This window comes from Ezakiella coagulans (assembly GCF_003096635.1).
GTDB lineage: Bacteria > Bacillota > Clostridia > Tissierellales > Peptoniphilaceae > Ezakiella > Ezakiella coagulans.
The window spans coordinates 40,516-56,857 of record NZ_QEKV01000005.1 but is presented as its reverse complement, the minus strand read 5'-3'; the positions used below and the strand labels follow the sequence as shown (position 1 = coordinate 56,857).

15 protein-coding genes and 1 tRNA gene are annotated in these 16,342 nt (G+C 37.2%); 9 read left to right on the top strand and 7 right to left on the bottom strand.

Annotated elements, in window-relative coordinates:
* Positions 1-463: 463 nt before the first annotated feature.
* Positions 464-540: transfer RNA gene (locus C7381_RS05030), tRNA-Val, on the top strand.
* A 65-nt stretch (positions 541-605) separates the two neighbouring features.
* On the opposite strand, the gene pip is transcribed toward C7381_RS05030, so the two are convergent.
* Entirely contained in the window at positions 606-1,514 is a 909-nt protein-coding gene (pip, locus tag C7381_RS05025) for a prolyl aminopeptidase (RefSeq protein WP_116480125.1), read from the bottom strand.
* A gap of 10 nt (positions 1,515-1,524) precedes the next feature.
* Positions 1,525-2,424: a tRNA modification radical SAM protein MnmL/YtqA gene (gene mnmL, locus C7381_RS05020; RefSeq protein ID WP_116480124.1), complete on the bottom strand. Its 900-nt coding sequence runs from the start codon at positions 2,422-2,424 to the stop codon at positions 1,525-1,527.
* 179 nt (positions 2,425-2,603) lie between these two features.
* Between mnmL and C7381_RS05015 the strand changes: the two genes are divergently transcribed.
* Positions 2,604-2,885: a co-chaperone GroES gene (locus C7381_RS05015; protein ID WP_034547532.1), complete on the top strand. Its 282-nt coding sequence runs from the start codon at positions 2,604-2,606 to the stop codon at positions 2,883-2,885.
* A 13-nt stretch (positions 2,886-2,898) separates the two neighbouring features.
* A complete protein-coding gene (groL, locus tag C7381_RS05010; protein WP_034547530.1) occupies positions 2,899-4,533 on the top strand; it encodes a chaperonin GroEL in 1,635 nt (544 codons plus the stop codon).
* A gap of 94 nt (positions 4,534-4,627) precedes the next feature.
* Here groL and C7381_RS05005 read toward each other — a convergent pair whose 3' ends face one another.
* Positions 4,628-5,314, bottom strand: coding sequence for a phosphoribosylaminoimidazolesuccinocarboxamide synthase (locus C7381_RS05005; RefSeq protein ID WP_034547528.1), 687 nt, complete (start codon positions 5,312-5,314; stop codon positions 4,628-4,630).
* Between the two features lie 124 nt (positions 5,315-5,438).
* Here C7381_RS05005 and C7381_RS05000 point away from each other — a divergent pair, with 124 nt between their 5' ends.
* The 6 genes from C7381_RS05000 (at position 5,439) to C7381_RS04975 (ending at position 12,486) form a co-directional block, all read left to right on the top strand.
* Positions 5,439-6,623: an amidohydrolase gene (locus C7381_RS05000; RefSeq protein WP_116480123.1), complete on the top strand. Its 1,185-nt coding sequence runs from the start codon at positions 5,439-5,441 to the stop codon at positions 6,621-6,623.
* A gap of 426 nt (positions 6,624-7,049) precedes the next feature.
* The gene (locus C7381_RS04995) at positions 7,050-8,612 is read left to right on the top strand and encodes an ABC transporter substrate-binding protein (protein ID WP_116480122.1); all 1,563 of its coding nucleotides are present in this window, start codon (positions 7,050-7,052) and stop codon (positions 8,610-8,612) included.
* A gap of 67 nt (positions 8,613-8,679) precedes the next feature.
* A complete protein-coding gene (locus tag C7381_RS04990; RefSeq protein ID WP_034547522.1) occupies positions 8,680-9,609 on the top strand; it encodes an ABC transporter permease in 930 nt (309 codons plus the stop codon).
* Positions 9,610-9,618: 9 nt separating this feature from the next.
* A complete protein-coding gene (locus tag C7381_RS04985) occupies positions 9,619-10,506 on the top strand; it encodes an ABC transporter permease (RefSeq protein ID WP_034547520.1) in 888 nt (295 codons plus the stop codon).
* 9 nt (positions 10,507-10,515) lie between these two features.
* Positions 10,516-11,517 carry an ABC transporter ATP-binding protein gene (locus C7381_RS04980; RefSeq protein ID WP_116480121.1) on the top strand — a complete coding sequence of 334 codons (1,002 nt, stop codon included), beginning with the start codon at positions 10,516-10,518 and terminating at the stop codon, positions 11,515-11,517.
* 12 nt (positions 11,518-11,529) lie between these two features.
* Positions 11,530-12,486 (top strand): ABC transporter ATP-binding protein, encoded by a 957-nt coding sequence (locus C7381_RS04975; RefSeq protein ID WP_034547516.1) that lies wholly within the window; start codon positions 11,530-11,532, stop codon positions 12,484-12,486.
* Between the two features lie 28 nt (positions 12,487-12,514).
* On the opposite strand, the gene C7381_RS04970 is transcribed toward C7381_RS04975, so the two are convergent.
* From C7381_RS04970 to C7381_RS04955, 4 genes are all read right to left on the bottom strand, one after another.
* On the bottom strand, positions 12,515-13,042 hold the full coding sequence (locus C7381_RS04970; protein ID WP_116480120.1) for a hypothetical protein: 528 nt from the start codon (positions 13,040-13,042) through the stop codon (positions 12,515-12,517).
* 66 nt (positions 13,043-13,108) lie between these two features.
* Entirely contained in the window at positions 13,109-13,864 is a 756-nt protein-coding gene (locus C7381_RS04965; protein WP_116480119.1) for an ABC transporter ATP-binding protein, read from the bottom strand.
* On the bottom strand, positions 13,861-14,886 hold the full coding sequence (locus C7381_RS04960) for a FecCD family ABC transporter permease (RefSeq protein ID WP_116480118.1): 1,026 nt from the start codon (positions 14,884-14,886) through the stop codon (positions 13,861-13,863). Before C7381_RS04960 ends, C7381_RS04965 begins: the two co-directional genes overlap by 4 nt.
* Complete coding sequence (locus tag C7381_RS04955) at positions 14,886-16,088, bottom strand: helical backbone metal receptor (RefSeq protein WP_116480117.1); 1,203 nt, start codon at positions 16,086-16,088, stop codon at positions 14,886-14,888. The genes C7381_RS04960 and C7381_RS04955 overlap by 1 nt, the downstream gene beginning before the upstream one ends.
* Positions 16,089-16,342: the final 254 nt, after the last annotated feature.

Here is a 16,342-nt window from a genome sequence, read left to right as displayed (position 1 = left end):
TAACATCCCGACGCATGAGATATAGACAAACACACGCGTATATGTAATAAAATTATATAATTAAATTAACGCCGTACGTAGCGGCGACCAGTTTTTTTATCCATCGAACAGAAATCTTTGATTTCGTTGTGAGATGAGATAAAAAGGTGTATCGCCGCCAAGCGGGAGAATATGTACGTATGTTTTGCAAACATATTGGTTGTAAATATGGTATAAGGGTTTTGGTTCTATATTTTATTTATACATCGTTGTTTGTGGGGTTGTAAATTTAATTGACGACATATATGGCGGGAGGACATCGTTACTCCTTAAGTCGTAACGTATGCCGTCCCGCTACAAAGCACTCGCGAATATATATAATTAAATAAACAAATCGGTGTGATAAATATTTTTCTCCATAAAAAACCCACGCTCTTATGTTGACAAACAAAAAACATGGGCATATAATATGTTTATAAGATATGGACTGTTAGCTCAGTTGGTTAGAGCATTGCATTCACATTGCAGGGGTCACAAGTTCGAGTCCTGTACAGTCCACCAATTTGCGTTCCGTTTGGGACGCTTTTTTTATGTACGGCGGAAAGACCGCCTTTTTATTTACATATCTATTTTATTCCGTTCATTATTTCTCTAAGTTTTTTCAAGTTGTTTTCTTCATACGGGCTGTGGCCGGCGGCGTCGGTTATATAAAGTTCGACGTTTTCAAGTTTTTGTGCGAGGCAATATGCGCCGATCGGGCGACAGTCGATGTCGTATCTTCCGTGAACGATATATGTTTTTATATTTTTAATTTTATCGGCGTTTTCCAAGATGTAGTTGTCCGTCGGGAAGAAGTTTTTGTTTTTAAAGTAAAAGCATTCATAAAATGCAAGGCTCATTTTTTGGTCGGTATATTCGTTGTCAACTTCTCCCGGAAGGAGTGTCACAAGTCCGTCTTCCCAATTTGCCCATTTGATTGCGGCAGCTTTCTTTTTTTCTTCGTCGTCGGACATGAATATTTCGTAGTATGAGTCCACAATTTTGTTCCTTTTGTTTTCCGGAAGGAAGTTTTTATATTCTTCGAAAAGTTCAGGGAAGTAGTAGCTTGCGCCTTCTTCATAGAGCCAATGCACGTCTTCTTCTCTTCCTAAAAATATTCCTCTTAAAACCAGATTTTCCACTCTTTCGGGGTGGAGAATCGCATATAAAAGGGCGAGTGTCGAGCCGTAGCTTCCACCGAATACGGTCCATTTTTCGATGCCGAAATGTTCTCTTATTTTTTCCATGTCTTCGATTGTGTGAAACGGGGTTACATTCTTTGTTTCGAGAAATGGTGTCGATTTTCCGGTTCCTCTTTGGTCGAAGAGTATGACGTGGTGATTTTCATTAAAAAATTCGAGCGATTTTTCTCCAACGGAGCCTCCCGGTCCGCCGTGTAAAAAAATTACGGGCACACCGTTTTTGTTTCCGCATTCTAAAATGTTCAGCGTGTGCGTTTCATCAACTTTCAGTTTTATATTTTCGATAATTTTCATTTGTTCCTCCTTATACAAAATCTATATTTCTTCTTTTGAGTTCTTTTTGAATCGAGCTTATGACTGCACATTTGTGCTTTGTCCAGTTCGGCACGATGAGATTTTCACGAACCGGATCGCCGGTGATTCGGTGGTAAACTATGTCACGCGGCAAAATTTCCATGCCGTCACAAACGAGGTTCACATATTCTTCTTCAGTTAGGACCGGAAACGGTTTTTCCATGTAGAGTTTTCCGAGTCTCGAGTGTTTGTCCACATAGAGGCTGTGAATTTTCACGCCGAACGGATGAAGCTCTTTTACATATTCAAATGTTTCGAGCATATCCTCTCTCGTTTCGGTAGGCAGCCCCAAAATTATGTGCACGATGATTTTAAATCCGTCGTCAATCAGTTCGCGTGCTTTTTTGTCAAAGTATTCGTGGCTGTATCCGCGATTTATAAAGTCCAAAGTTTTCTCGTGTATGGATTGCATGCCGAGTTCAATCCAAGCTTCGGTTTTCTTATCGTACTCTTTAAGGAGTTCAATTCTCTCATCATCTATACAGTCCGCTCTCGTTGCGATGTCGAGCCCCACTATTTCTTTGCCCGAAAGTGCTTCGTCGTAAATCTTTCGAAGCTCGGGAACCGGTTTATATGTGTTTGTAAAGTTTTGAAAATATGCGATGTATTTTTCGACTTTCCACTTTCCGCCGTACATAGTTTTTTGGTGTGCGATTTGCTCAGAAATCGTTTTTGCTCCGACGCATCCTGCAAATTCACCGCTTCCACTTTCAGAGCAGTAGATGCAACCCAATTTGCTAAGTTTTCCATCTCTGTTTGGACATGTGAAGCCACCGTCAAGACAGACTTTTCCGACTTTTACTCCAAATTTATTTTTCAAATAACTGCTTAATGAATAATATCTTTCCATATCTAAATTATACTACAAAGTTTTAAATATTCATAATTCTAATATTTTTCGTGGATAGCTGTTATTTTTTAGGAATTGGGGGTATAATATAAATAGTTAGCACTCACCGATTGAGATTGCTAATAATTAAACTCTAATGTTTGAAATTAGAGTTTATCTATGATATGGAGGTAGTTATTATGCAAATTAAACCACTTGGTGACAGAATTTTAATTGAAAAAGTTGAAGCTGAAGAAAAAACAGCAGGCGGAATTGTTCTTCCGACAAGTGCACAAGAACAACCGTCAATTGCAAATGTTATTGCAATAAGTGAAGAAATTCAAAATGATGAAAAGAAAAAGGATTTGCTTCACGTTGGCGACAAAGTTATATTTAGTAAATTTTCAGGCACTGAAGTAAAAAATGAAGGCAAAACCTATTTGATAGTTAAATGGCCTGACATTTTGGCAGTTGTAAAATAAGGAGGAAATAATTATGGCTAAAGATATATTATTCGGTAGTAACGCTCGTTCAAAGATGGAAGCGGGCATCAACAAGCTTGCCGACACAGTAAAGGTAACGCTTGGACCTAAGGGAAGAAATGTAGTTCTTGAAAGAGCATACGGTTCACCACTCATCACAAACGACGGTGTAACAATTGCAAGAGAAATAGAACTTGAAGATAAAGCGGAAAATATGGGTGCACAACTTTTAAGAGAAGTTGCAACAAAGACAAATGACGTTGCAGGTGACGGCACAACCACAGCAACTCTTCTTGCACAAGCAATTATTAAAGCGGGTTTAAAGAATTTGGCAGCTGGCTCAAATCCTATGATTCTACAAAAGGGAATCAAGAAAGCTGTTGCTAAAACTATTGAATCGCTAAAGAAACAGTCTGTAAAGATTGAATCCAAAGAAAAAATTGCAAATGTTGCAAGCGTTTCAGCAGGCGATGAAGAAATCGGAAAACTCATTTCCGAAGCAATGGAAAAAGTTGGAAACGACGGAGTTATAACTGTTGAAGAATCAAAGAGCATGGGCACAACTCTCGAAGTTGTCGAAGGTATGCAATTCGACAGAGGTTATGTTTCAAGTTATATGGTAACCGACACTGAAAAGATGATTGCTGAACTCGACAATCCGTATATTTTAATCACGGATAAGAAGATTACAAATATTCAAGATATTTTACCGGTTCTTGAACAAATTGTTCAATCCGGAAAAGCTCTCTTGATTATTGCTGAAGACATTGAAGGCGAAGCAATGGCAACACTTGTTGTCAATAAATTAAGAGGAACTTTCAATTGTGTTGCTGTAAAGGCACCGGGCTTTGGCGATAGAAGAAAAGCAATGCTCGAAGATATCGCAATTTTAACAGGCGGTACAGTTGTTTCATCCGACCTAGGATATGAACTCAAGGACACAACTCTCGATATGCTCGGAAGTGCACAAAAGGTTAAAGTTGAAAAGGAAAACACTGTAATCGTAAAGGGTGCAGGCGACGACGCAAAGATTAAAGACAGAGTAAAACAACTTCGTGCTCAATATGAAGAAAGTGAATCTGATTTCGACAAAGAAAAACTTCAAGAAAGACTTGCAAAACTTTCAGGTGGCGTTGCAGTTGTTCAAGTAGGTGCAGCAACAGAAACTGAACTGAAAGAAAAGAAATTAAGAATTGAAGACGCTCTAAACGCAACACGTGCAGCTGTTGAAGAAGGCATTATTTCAGGCGGAGGAGTTGCTCTTATCGACACAATTGACGATGTAAAACCACTTCTCGATGAAACTGAAGGCGACGAAAAGACAGGTGTAATGATTATCTTAAGAGCTCTTGAAGAACCTCTAAGACAAATCGCTGAAAACGCCGGAAAAGAAGGTAGCGTAATCGTTTCAGCAGTATTTGAAAAAGAAAAGGGCATCGGATATGACGCACTTAATGATAGATATGTAGACATGATTAAGGAAGGAATTGTAGACCCGACAAAGGTTACAAGAAGTGCACTTCAAAACGCTGCAAGCGTTGCTGCAATGGTTCTTACAACCGAAGCAACAGTGACAGATCTTCCGAAAAATGAAGAAGTAAATCCACAAATGGCAGGCGGCGGCATGCCAATGGGCGGAATGATGTAATAAAATAAAATGTGTAACATCAATCGGTGTTACACATTTTTTAATGCAACAAAAAAACGTGCAGATTTTACAATTTGCACGTTTTTATTACATATTATTTTACATCTTCCAAAAGAATCTTTTCGAGTTTTAAAGGTTCGATATATTCGTCGCCTTTGAAAGCACGCATATTTCCTCCTGAAATTTCGTCGATGAGCGCAACTTTGCCGTCAATCATTCCGAATTCGAATTTGATATCATAGAGTTCCAAGCCTTTTTTGCCGAGTTCTTCTTTAACAAATTCGCCGATATTTTTTGCAAGAACTACGAGTTCTTCATATTCAGCTCCGGTCATGATTCCGAGAATTTCAAGAGCGTCCTTTGTGATTAGAGGATCATCTCTGTCGTCATCTTTTAGTGTAATTTCAACATATGATGGAAGCTTCATTCCAGATTCGGCATATTGTCCGTAACGTCTGATGAATGAGCCGACAGCTCTGTATCTTACAATAACTTCTACACCGTGTCCGAAAACTTTTGCTTTTTTTACAACAGCTTCATTTTTTTCAGTATCTGCTGAAACGAAGTGTGTGTTTAATCCTTTTGCATTAAGTTTTTCATAGAAGAATTTTGTGAGCATGCAAGCTGAGTGGCCTGCGCCTTCCATTGTGAGTCCAACGTGATTTTGACCCGGGTCAAAAACTCCGTCTTTTCCGGTTACATCGTCTTTAAACTTGAGTAAAACTTCTTTGTCGTTTAATTCATAAACGTCTTTTGTTTTTCCTTGGTATAATTTTTTCAAAGTAAACCCCCCAATCCACTCATTATTTTATACCTAAGCGGCAAGTGTTGTCAAGTGATTCAAGATATATTTTCGAAAATATGAAAAAATTATGGTATAATTGAATTATAAAAAGGAGAATGATATGGATATAAAAGAATTGCGCCGCGAGTTTCATAGAATCCCGGAAATCGGCTTTAAAGAGTACAAAACAACGAAAAGAATTATTTCTTATTTGAAAAATATGGAAAACGGAAAATTAATTTATGGAAAAGCACTTTATGGTGAAGCTGAAATTTCAAATGATGCGGACATCGATGAAGGTTACACAGGAGCTTTGATTGAGTTCGGGCAAGCACCGTTTTTTATGTTTCGTGCAGACATCGACGCTCTTCCGGTTTTAGAGTCGTCAAGCGATGAACACATTCCGAAAAAGCTTGGATTCCGCTCGACTATCGAAGGAAATATGCACGCCTGCGGTCACGACGGACACATTTCAATCGCTTTAAAACTGGCTGAAAAGTTTAATTCGGACCCAAGTCTTTATTCAGGTCGCGGGGTAAGAATTTTGTTTCAACCTGCGGAAGAAGGTGTGCAAGGTGCTGCAAAAATTCCGGTGTTTGTGACAAAAGACGTCGATAAAATGATTGGATATCATATCGGACTTGGCGAACCGGAAGGCTTTATCGGAGTGGGAAGCACAAATTTTCTCGGTGTCAAAAAACTTTTCGTAAAATTCTTCGGAAAAGCTGCACACGCCGCAAACAATCCCGAAGATGGAATTTCAGCACTCAATATGGCACTTGCATTTATAAATTTAAATAGAACTTTAATTGAAGATTCAAAGAAAAAGCGTGTTATGAATATCGGCATGATTCACGGCGGAAATGCAATGAATATAATTATGGACGAAATTACACTCGGCATCGATCTTCGCTCAATTGACAATGATGTGCTCGATGAAATGTACGAAACGATTTTGAAAACATCAAGAAGTATTTCCGAATCAATTGGCGGCAGCTCATCGGTTGAAATCGAGGGAGAGGCGAGAGGATATGTCGAAGAAGACGGAGATCTTATGGACAAAGTTTCGAAGAAGCTCGAAAATGCCGGAATAAAAACAACTATAAATCCGAATTTCGGTGCAAGCGAAGACGTGACGAAGTATATTTTGGATGTAAAAAAGAACGGCGGAAAAGCGATTCACCTTTTATTCGGAGCTGACCTTGCTGGAAGCCATCACAGTTCAACTTTTGATTTCAATGACGACAATCTCGAAAAATATTATGAGGCTACACTTTTAACATATAAATCCATGCTCGAAGATTAAAGCGGTTATACCGCTTTTTTTATTTTTAATGCTTTGAAATTGTGCTCCAAATCACACGATATTGAAATGCATACTTAATTGAAAAAACTCACTTTAAAACACGCACAAAAATATTTTTTTTCAATTTTTTACATAAATATTATTACAAAATGATTAAAAGAATTATACAAGTGGTATAATATAAGTAAGCAAGGTTGCATGATAAAGTGCACTTGTGCTAAATGGCATAGAAATTTTAGAGAGGTTCAGTTATGTTAGTAATAACTATTAAAAAATTGTATAGTTGCGAGAATTGGGAGAATTTATTACATAATATTTCTGTGCAAAAGGCCGGGTTCTTTTAGAGCGGTCTTTTTTTGTAGATATTTTTCTTGCGAAATGCAAGTCTAATATAAAATGGGTTTAACCCACATTAAGGAGGTTTATATGAAAAAGTTATTTTCAATTGTGTTGTCATTACTTATGGTTATGACACTACTCGCCGGATGCGGTAATGGCAACAAATCATCAGGTACAAGGAAAGGCGACGCAGATACACTTTATGTAGCTAACGACGCAGATGCTATTTCACTTGACCCAATGGGCACAAATGACAACTCGTCATCAAAGGTATTGGTTCAAATTTATGAAGGATTATTTGAATTAAATGACAAAGCTGAAGAAGTACCACTACTTGCTGAAAGCTATGATAAGATTTCTGATACTGAATATGTTTTCCATTTAAGAAAGGGAGTTAAGTTCCACAATGGAGAAGAAATGAAAGCATCAGACGTTGTTTTCTCTTTGAAACGTGCATGCGAAGCACCTAACGTAAAGCACTTATTCAATACTATCGATGAAGATTCTATAAAGGCTGACGACGATTATACTGTAAGATTTAATCTTAAGTTTGCTTATCCTGGAATTATTGCATCTCTTATGCACCCGGGTGGATCAATTCTTTGCCAAAAATTTGTAGAAGCAGCAGGCGACAGCTATGGTACATCTACAGATAAGGTTTGCGGAACAGGTCCGTTTAAACTTGACGAATGGTCAAAGGCAAATGTTATTAAGCTAAGCAGAAATGAAGACTACTATGGTGAAAAGGCTAAGATGGCTAAGGTTGAATACAAGATTATCCCTGAACCTACAAACAGACTAGTTGAACTTCAAACAGGCGGAGCAGACATCGTTTATGAACTTCAACCTATGGACGTTGAAAAGATTGAAAAAGATGAAAATTTAGTTATGCTTAAATCTGATGACTATGGTACAACATATCTTGGATTTAACACTCAAAAGGCACCGTTTGACAATCCAAAGGTTCGTCAAGCTATTGCATACGCAATCGATATTCCTGATTTGATTCCGAAGGTATGGCTCGGTCTTGGAAAGGCAGCTTCAAACTCAATGCCTCCAACACTTGTATACTCTATAGGTGGCGAAACAAAACCTAAGGAAAGAGACGTTGAAAAAGCTAAGGCATTACTTGCTGAAGCTGGTTATCCTAACGGTTTTGACACATCTATCTCTACAAACGAAAGAAAACAACGTGTCGATATGGCAACTATTATTAAGGAACAATTAAAAGATGTTGGTATCAACGTAACTATCAATGTTATGGAATGGTCTGCATTCAACGACGTACTAAAGAACGGTAAACAAGATATGTTTGAAATCGCTTGGATTTCAGATACACCGGACCCTGACGCATTCTTGTTCCCATGCTTCCACTCAAGTGCAATGGGCGAAGGCGGAAACTATTGTTGGTTAAACGATAAAGAAGTGGATAAGTTACTCGACGATGCAAGAATGGAACTCGACACAAATAAGAGAGCTGAAATTTATAAAAAGGCTCAAGAGTATATTCTTGATCAACAAATTTGGATTCCTCAATATTGGTCAGAACTTACAGCTGCAACTTCAAAGAATGTTGAAGGATTTGAAATGAACCACTTCGGTTTCTACAAACTTTCAAAAGTTTCTGTAAAAGCAGCTGAAAATAAATAAGAATTTAAGGTGAGGGGAGAGAATTCTCCCCTTACACCTATATTAAACTTTTAAGATCGGAGGCAATATGCTTAAATATATTTTAAAAAGAATCCTCTATTTAATTCCGGTTATTTTGTTAGTAAGCCTTTTTGTTTTCTGGTTATTATACATAACCCCGGGAGATCCGGCCCGTAATATTTTAGGACCGTCCGCTCCTGAAAAGCAAGTAGCGGAACTTAGAGAAGAACTCGGTCTTAATGATCCGTTTTTTGTTCAATATGGAAGATATATTTCCAATTTGGTATTAAAGGGAGATTTGGGACGCAGTTATAGAACTAGAATGCCGGTAGTTCAAGAAATCGGAAACAGAGCCGGCGCAACTATAAGATTGGCATTTTTGGCAATCACATTCGCAGTTTTACTTGGAATTCCAATCGGAATTATTTCAGCGGTAAAACAATACAGTATATTTGATAACTTGACAATGATTTTCGCCCTTATCGGTATTTCTATGCCGGTTTTCTGGTTGGGACTTCTTTTAATCATGCTCTTCAGTGTTCGTCTCGGTTGGCTTCCGGCATCAGGATTTGACCGTCCGAATCAATGGGTACTTCCGGCTGTTGCACTTGGTGCACAATCGGTTTCTGTTATCACAAGACAAACCAGAAGCTCCATGCTTGAAGTTATAAGACAAGACTACATCAGAACAGCAAAAGCAAAAGGTCAAGAAGAAAGAGTTATAACAAGAAAACACGCCCTTGCAAATGCACTTATTCCAATTACAACCGTTATCGGAACACAATTTGGACAACTTATGGGCGGTGCTCTTATGACTGAAGTTATTTTCTCAATACCGGGAATCGGAAGACTTATGGTTGACTCCATTAAAATGAGAGATATTCCTCTTGTTATGGGTTGTGTATTGTTTGTTGCAGTTACATTTGCTCTTGTAAATCTTATTGTCGACATTCTTTATACTTTCATCGACCCACGTGTAAAGAGTCAATATGTGTAGGTGATCGATATGACAGATAAAAATTTAAAAAACGAAATCAAAGAAAAGAAGTCTAAAAGACAAACCGGTTTAAGCGAAGTTATTAAGAGAATGAAGAGAAATAAACTCTCAATGGTCGGGCTTATTATTCTTATCGTTCTCGTACTTGTCGCAATTTTTGCCGATATTATCGCACCATACCAATTCAACGAAATGGTAGGACCGACATACCAAACTCCGAACAGTCAATTTATTTTCGGAACGGACCACCTTGGTCGTGATATTTTTTCACGTGTTGTCTATGGTTCAAGAATCAGTTTGAAAGTCGGATTTATTTCCGTTTCAATTGCTCTTATTTTTGGAGTTACACTAGGAGCTGTCACCGGTTATTACGGCGGCAAAGTCGATACACTTGTCATGAGATTTATCGACGTTCTTCAAGCAATTCCTGATATTCTTCTTGCTATAGCAATTATGAGTGCTCTTGGGAGCGGACTTGGAAACTTGATGATAGCGGTTGGTATTGCGTCTGTTCCGGCATACGCAAGAATCGTAAGAAGTTCCGTTTTAACAATCAAGGACAACGAATTTGTTGAAGCTGCAAAAGCTAATGGCTCAAATGACTTCAGAATCATTTTTAAACACATAATTCCAAACTGTATGGCACCGATTATCGTTCAAGCAACTCTCGGTGTTGCATACGCTATCATAAATGCGGCAGGTCTTTCCTTTATCGGACTTGGACTTGAACCGCCGACACCTGAATGGGGAGCAATGCTTTCCGATGGTCGTTCGTATATAATGGATTTTCCGCACATAACACTTTTCCCGGGACTTGCAATCGTAATTACAATTTTCGCACTTAATGTTATGGGAGACGGTTTAAGAGATGCTCTTGACCCGAAACTTAAGAGATAGGAGGGCAATATGAAAAAAGGAAATTTGTTGAATATCAGAGGCCTATCCGTTGAGTTTCATACAGATTCAGGGGTTGTTAAGGCCGTAAACGGAATGGATTTGTCTTTAAATAAAAAGGAAACTTTAGGACTTGTTGGAGAAACAGGTGCAGGAAAAACTACAACCGCACTTGCAATCCTAAACCTTGTTCCTGATCCGCCGGGAATAATAACCGCAGGCGAAGTTGAATTTGAAGGCGAAAACATTTTAGAGAAAAAAGAAAAGGACATGAGAAAGATCAGAGGAGAAAAAATTTCTATGATTTTCCAAGACCCGATGACCAGTTTGAATCCGGTTATGACTATTGGAAAGCAAATCGAAGAAGTTTTTGCACTCCACACAGATCTCGATAAAAAAGAAATAAAAGAAAAGACACTTGAAATGCTCGATGTCGTAGGAATCAGACGTGAAAGGGTGAACGATTATCCGCACCAACTTTCCGGCGGCATGAAACAAAGAATTGTTATCGCAATGGCGCTTGCATGTAATCCGGAAATAATTCTTGCGGACGAACCGACAACTGCACTTGACGTTACGATTCAGGCACAAGTTATGGAACTTATGAAGGAGTTAAAGAGAAAATACGACACTTCAATCATAATGATTACACACGATTTGGGAGTTATCGCTGAAATTGCGGACAAAGTTTCGGTTGTTTATGCGGGGGAAGTTGTTGAAACAGGTTCCACAAAAGACATATACACCGACAAAAAACACCCATACACAGTTGGACTATTCTCATCAATTCCAAAACTTACGGGTGATGTCGAAAGACTTCAAGTAATTCCGGGAGCCACACCGGACCCGACAAACTTACCAACGGGCTGCAAATTCCATCCAAGATGCACAAAATGTATGGAAATTTGCAAAACAGAAGCACCGCCGATGTATGAAGTTACACCTGAACACTATGTAAAATGTTTCCTATACAAAGACTCGAAACAAGTCGATGTAAATGAAGAAGACAAGTAGAGGAGGAAAGCTATGACAAATAATTTCATTGAAGTAAAACATCTGTGCAAATACTTTCCGACAAAGAAAGGTCTGCTTCACGCGGTTGAGGATTTAAACCTAGAAATAAAAAAAGGTGAAACTCTTGGTCTTGTCGGTGAATCCGGATGTGGAAAATCGACAGCGGGACGTGCAATAATAAGACTTCACGAACCGACAAGCGGGGAAATTTGGTTTAACGGCGAAAATATTATGAACCGCCACACTAGAAAAGAAATGAATCAACTGAGACGTGAAATGCAAATCGTATTTCAAGACCCGTATTCATCTCTAAACCCGAGACTTAACACCTTTGATTTGATAGCCGATGCACTCTATGTAAATAAAATATATGAAAACAAAAAAGAAATTGAAAAAGTCGTTCTTGAAATGATGGAAACAGTAGGTCTCGAAAAAAGACTTATGAATTCATATCCGCACGAACTTGACGGTGGTAGAAGACAAAGAATCGGAATCGCAAGAGCACTTGTAATGAGACCTGAATTCATTGTTCTAGATGAACCGGTTTCAGCACTTGACGTTTCAATTCAAGCTCAAGTTTTGAACCTGCTACAAGATATTCAAGAGGATAAAAAGCTAACGTATCTCTTTATCTCACACGACCTTTCAGTTGTTAGACACCTTTCGGACAGAGTTGCCGTTATGTATTTGGGAAGAATGGTTGAACTTGCGGATTATGTACAAATTTTTGAAAATCCGCTTCATCCATATACAAAAGCACTTCTTTCCGCAATCCCTGTTCCGGAATACAACTACAATCAAGAAAGAATAATCTTGAAAGGCGACGTACCAAGTCCTATTGATCCGCCTGACAGATGTGTATTCTATGGAAGATGCCCGATGAGAGATGAAAAAATCTGTACCGGACCTCATCCGGGACTAAGAGAAGTCGAACCGGGACACTTTGTGGCTTGCCACATGGTTAAATAAAATAAAACTGACAGAGGGAAAACTTCTGTCAGTTTTTTTGATGTCTATTTTTTGGATTGTAGCTATCGATGATTGCTAAAATCTTTTCATTATCAGAATAAACTCTGTCCCTAATATCGTTCATTGAATCAAACAAATCAAGGATTACAAGATTTGAAGTTCTAAAATCTTCTTCGTTTAGAACTTGCTGGTCAATCTTTTTCATTTGAGTGTATTCTCTCAAATCTGAAACAAGATTTTCAAACGCATCTTGCGGTGCATATTTTACTTCATCGCGAAGGGAAGCAAAATTGCCAACTGATGCATTTCTAAGAGTAAACTGAATTTCACTTTCGATAAGAGCGTCTTTTTCAAACTTTATAATACTCTTTAGAAATTCTGCATAATCATTCATATATGTTTCGTAAAAGCCGCCTTTGTCTTTTCCGAGTTCTAAAATCTTATTCATAAGTTCGGACTCGACCGAATAAATTAAAGTCAAACTGTAGAAGTTCATTTCTATTATGCATTCATCTATATTTTCAACTGATTCAAATCTTTCTAAAAAGTTGCTCATAAAAATCTCCTTTAAATAATATGAATATATAATAACACAAAATGGAAAAACTCTCAAGCTGAAAATTTAGACATATGGTATAATAAAAGGACGATTGTTTACCTCAATTATTTTAGAATCAATCTTATAAACAGCACTAATATTCTCGGCAGTAATAACTTTTTCAGGAGGACCTTGTGAGACTATTTCTCCATCGCACATAAGAATAATTTTCTCCGCATATTGACTTGCAAGATTCAGATCGTGTAGAACTATTAAAAAAGCACGTTCTTTATCGCTCTTAACTAAATTCATAAGATGCAGAGTTTGATTGATATCAAGTGCACTAACAGGTTCGTCCATAAGCATTAATTCAGGATTTTGAGCAAAAGCACGTGCCGCCATTGTTCTTGCACATTCGCCGCCACTTATATTTAAAATAGAATGTTCTTTTAAATGATTTATGTTCATTAAATCAATAGATTTATCTACAAGAGCTTTATCAGCGTTTGAAAAACCGCCATACCATGACATAAAAGGATATCTTCCCATTTTCACGGTTTCTAAAACTGTGAAATTAAATGGTGTTTTCCCGGATTGATTAATCATGGCGAGAATTTTTGCACGCTCTTTTATTTTGTATTCTTTTATATTTTTGTTTTTTAATAAAATTTCGCCTGACGAAGGGGAGAGATATCCTGAAATTAATCTCAAGAGTGTGGTTTTACCACAACCGTTCGGGCCAATTATTATAACTTTTTCTCCGGCCTCGACTTTTAAATTAATATTTTTTAAAATAGGCTTTTTGCCGAAGCTGAAATTCAAATCTCTAACTTCAATCATATTGTACGACTCCTTTTGTGTTTGATGAGAAGCACTAGAAATAAAGGACCGCCTATAAGAGAGGTTATTATTCCTACGGGTATCTCAAATGTACCCAAAATCGAACGTGCAATTGTGTCGCAAATTAACATAAACATACCACCGAAAATCATTGAAGCCGGAAGCATAAATCTATGGTCCGAACCGAATATTAGCCTAATAAAGTGTGGGACAATAAGTCCGACGAATCCGATAATACCGCTTACTGAAACGGCGACAGATGTTAATAGTGCACAAAGCAGTAGTAAATTCCTTTTTAATTTCTTTACATCAAGACCCATGCCGGTTGCTTCCTCTTCACCCATAACAAGAACGTTCAAATCTTTTCCATGATAAAGAGTGAGGACAAAGCCAATTAAAGTAGGCACCAAAATCGTCAATACATGATCCCAACTCTTTGCATTAAAAGAGCCCATAGTCCAAGTTATTATTTTCATGGCTTCATCATTGTGGATGAACATTATAAGTGAAATAAAGCTTGAGAGAACTGAACTTATTACAATTCCCGACAGCAAAACGGAGAAAGTATCAACGCCGTTTTTAGTTCGAGATAATAAAAAGACAATAAGCGTTACAAGTATTGCAAAAATAAAGGCTATAATATTTACGGCGGTATATCCTCCGAGCATTGCGGTGGGTAGAAAGACAATAGCCAAAGTTGCACCGAAAGCGGCACCTGAAGAAACACCCATTACATATGGATCGGCCATAGGATTTTGAAATATTGCCTGATATGTTGCACCTGCCATCGAAAGAAGTCCTCCGGTTAGAACTGAAAGAATGATTCTTGGCATTCGAACATTAAAAATAATAAAACGGATGGAGTCATCAGCACTGACCCCATCCATTCCCTTCTTTATCCATTCAATTATAGAATTTACAATAATGGAAAACTCTATTTCAACCGAACCTCTGCTTATGGCAAAAATCATAAGCAAAAGTAAAGCGATTGACGAAATTGCTAAAAAAGTTTTTCTTTTCATTAAAATTCCAAAGTTTTCAAAATTTCAGGGTGAGCAATTTTTAATAGTACCTTTAAACCATCATCAACAACCCTTCTTGAAGGTCTTGAGAAAATATCTGCGTCAATTTCAATAACGCGACCATTTTTAACAGCACTTAAACCCTTGTATGCTTTTTCTGTCTTAACAGCTTCTGTTGCAAAACTCGGAGTTAAAATATAATACGGATCCTTTTGAATCAACTTTTCAAGAGTATAGCTGAAACCTTCTGCATCTGTAGGAGCGTTTGTGTATCCTGCAACAGTTAATATTCCGTTCATGAATGAATCTTTTCCATGAGTATATTCTCCGTATTGTCCTGTGCCGACAACAATATAAACTGAAGGCTTTGAAAGCTTCTTTGTTTTTATTGCAACAGTTTCAAGCTTTGCGTTCATTGTTGAACAAAGAGCACGAGCTTCGTAATTTTTGTCTAAAATTAAACCGATCTTCTTAATTATCTCATAAGTTTCTTCCATAGTTTTTGGAGTATCCATAGCGATAACTTCGATGTTTGCTTTTTTAAGTTCATTTAAAACTTCTTCTTTATAGTGAGTTTGTGCAATTACAGCTGTAGGTTTAAGACTTACAATCTTTTCAAGACTTGGCTCTTTAAGAGAACCTACGGAAGGAAGACTTAGAGCAGCTTTAGGATAATTACAATATTCACTTCTTCCAAGAAGCATCTTTTCAGCCCCTAAATCGAAAAAAGTTTCTGTGACCGATGGAGCAAGTGAAACAACCTTGCTATGATGCTTTGTGATTGTGTAATCATTTGCTTTTACAGGAAGCTTGCTTTCAGCAAGTTTTTTTATTGTAATTGTTTTTGTATTCTTGTCCCAACCTACTTTGTAGTTAAGTGTTTCAAATAAAATTCTTAATGGAATCAAAAGTTCTTTTTTTGCTACAACTGTCTTTGTATCCATTGTGAATGGAGTTTTATTGACAGTAAAGACATTTGAATTTTCGTTGAAAACGAGTGTTGCATTTTCATCTGAAATTGTGTAATTTGTTCCTTTTTTTTCAGTTTTAAGACCATAATTGGAAAGTTTCGAAAATTCAATATATGATCTTGAGTTTTGATTTATTACATCGCCTTTTTTCAAAGAGAAATCTGCTGCATTTAAGCAGATTGAAAAAACAAACATAAGCGAAAGTAATAATGCTAAAAATTTCTTCTTCATAAAAAACCTCCTTAGGACTGTAAAAGTCCAATTTCAATATTATAATATCATATGAAAAATTATTATTCAACAAATATTTAACTCGTTTACATAAAATTAAATATTAGTTACAAATCTGTAATTAAATAATAAATACCACGCCGATAATATCAATGTAATAATAAAATAAATAGCACTAGTAAATAAAAGATAACTATTTTGTAATTAAAATGTAATTAATATATTTTTTGCAATATGAGAAATATATGATATAA

Coding starts and splice junctions, on each gene's coding strand:
- mnmL (WP_116480124.1), bottom strand. CDS start 2,424: ATGGAAAGATATTATTCATTAAGCAGTTATTTGAAAAATAAATTTGGA.
- C7381_RS04965 (WP_116480119.1), bottom strand. CDS start 13,864: ATGATTGAAGTTAGAGATTTGAATTTCAGCTTCGGCAAAAAGCCTATT.
- pip (WP_116480125.1), bottom strand. CDS start 1,514: ATGAAAATTATCGAAAATATAAAACTGAAAGTTGATGAAACGCACACG.
- C7381_RS05015 (WP_034547532.1), top strand. CDS start 2,604: ATGCAAATTAAACCACTTGGTGACAGAATTTTAATTGAAAAAGTTGAA.
- C7381_RS04975 (WP_034547516.1), top strand. CDS start 11,530: ATGACAAATAATTTCATTGAAGTAAAACATCTGTGCAAATACTTTCCG.
- groL (WP_034547530.1), top strand. CDS start 2,899: ATGGCTAAAGATATATTATTCGGTAGTAACGCTCGTTCAAAGATGGAA.
- C7381_RS04960 (WP_116480118.1), bottom strand. CDS start 14,886: ATGAAAAGAAAAACTTTTTTAGCAATTTCGTCAATCGCTTTACTTTTG.
- C7381_RS04990 (WP_034547522.1), top strand. CDS start 8,680: ATGCTTAAATATATTTTAAAAAGAATCCTCTATTTAATTCCGGTTATT.
- C7381_RS04985 (WP_034547520.1), top strand. CDS start 9,619: ATGACAGATAAAAATTTAAAAAACGAAATCAAAGAAAAGAAGTCTAAA.
- C7381_RS05000 (WP_116480123.1), top strand. CDS start 5,439: ATGGATATAAAAGAATTGCGCCGCGAGTTTCATAGAATCCCGGAAATC.
- C7381_RS04955 (WP_116480117.1), bottom strand. CDS start 16,088: ATGAAGAAGAAATTTTTAGCATTATTACTTTCGCTTATGTTTGTTTTT.
- C7381_RS04970 (WP_116480120.1), bottom strand. CDS start 13,042: ATGAGCAACTTTTTAGAAAGATTTGAATCAGTTGAAAATATAGATGAA.
- C7381_RS04995 (WP_116480122.1), top strand. CDS start 7,050: ATGAAAAAGTTATTTTCAATTGTGTTGTCATTACTTATGGTTATGACA.
- C7381_RS04980 (WP_116480121.1), top strand. CDS start 10,516: ATGAAAAAAGGAAATTTGTTGAATATCAGAGGCCTATCCGTTGAGTTT.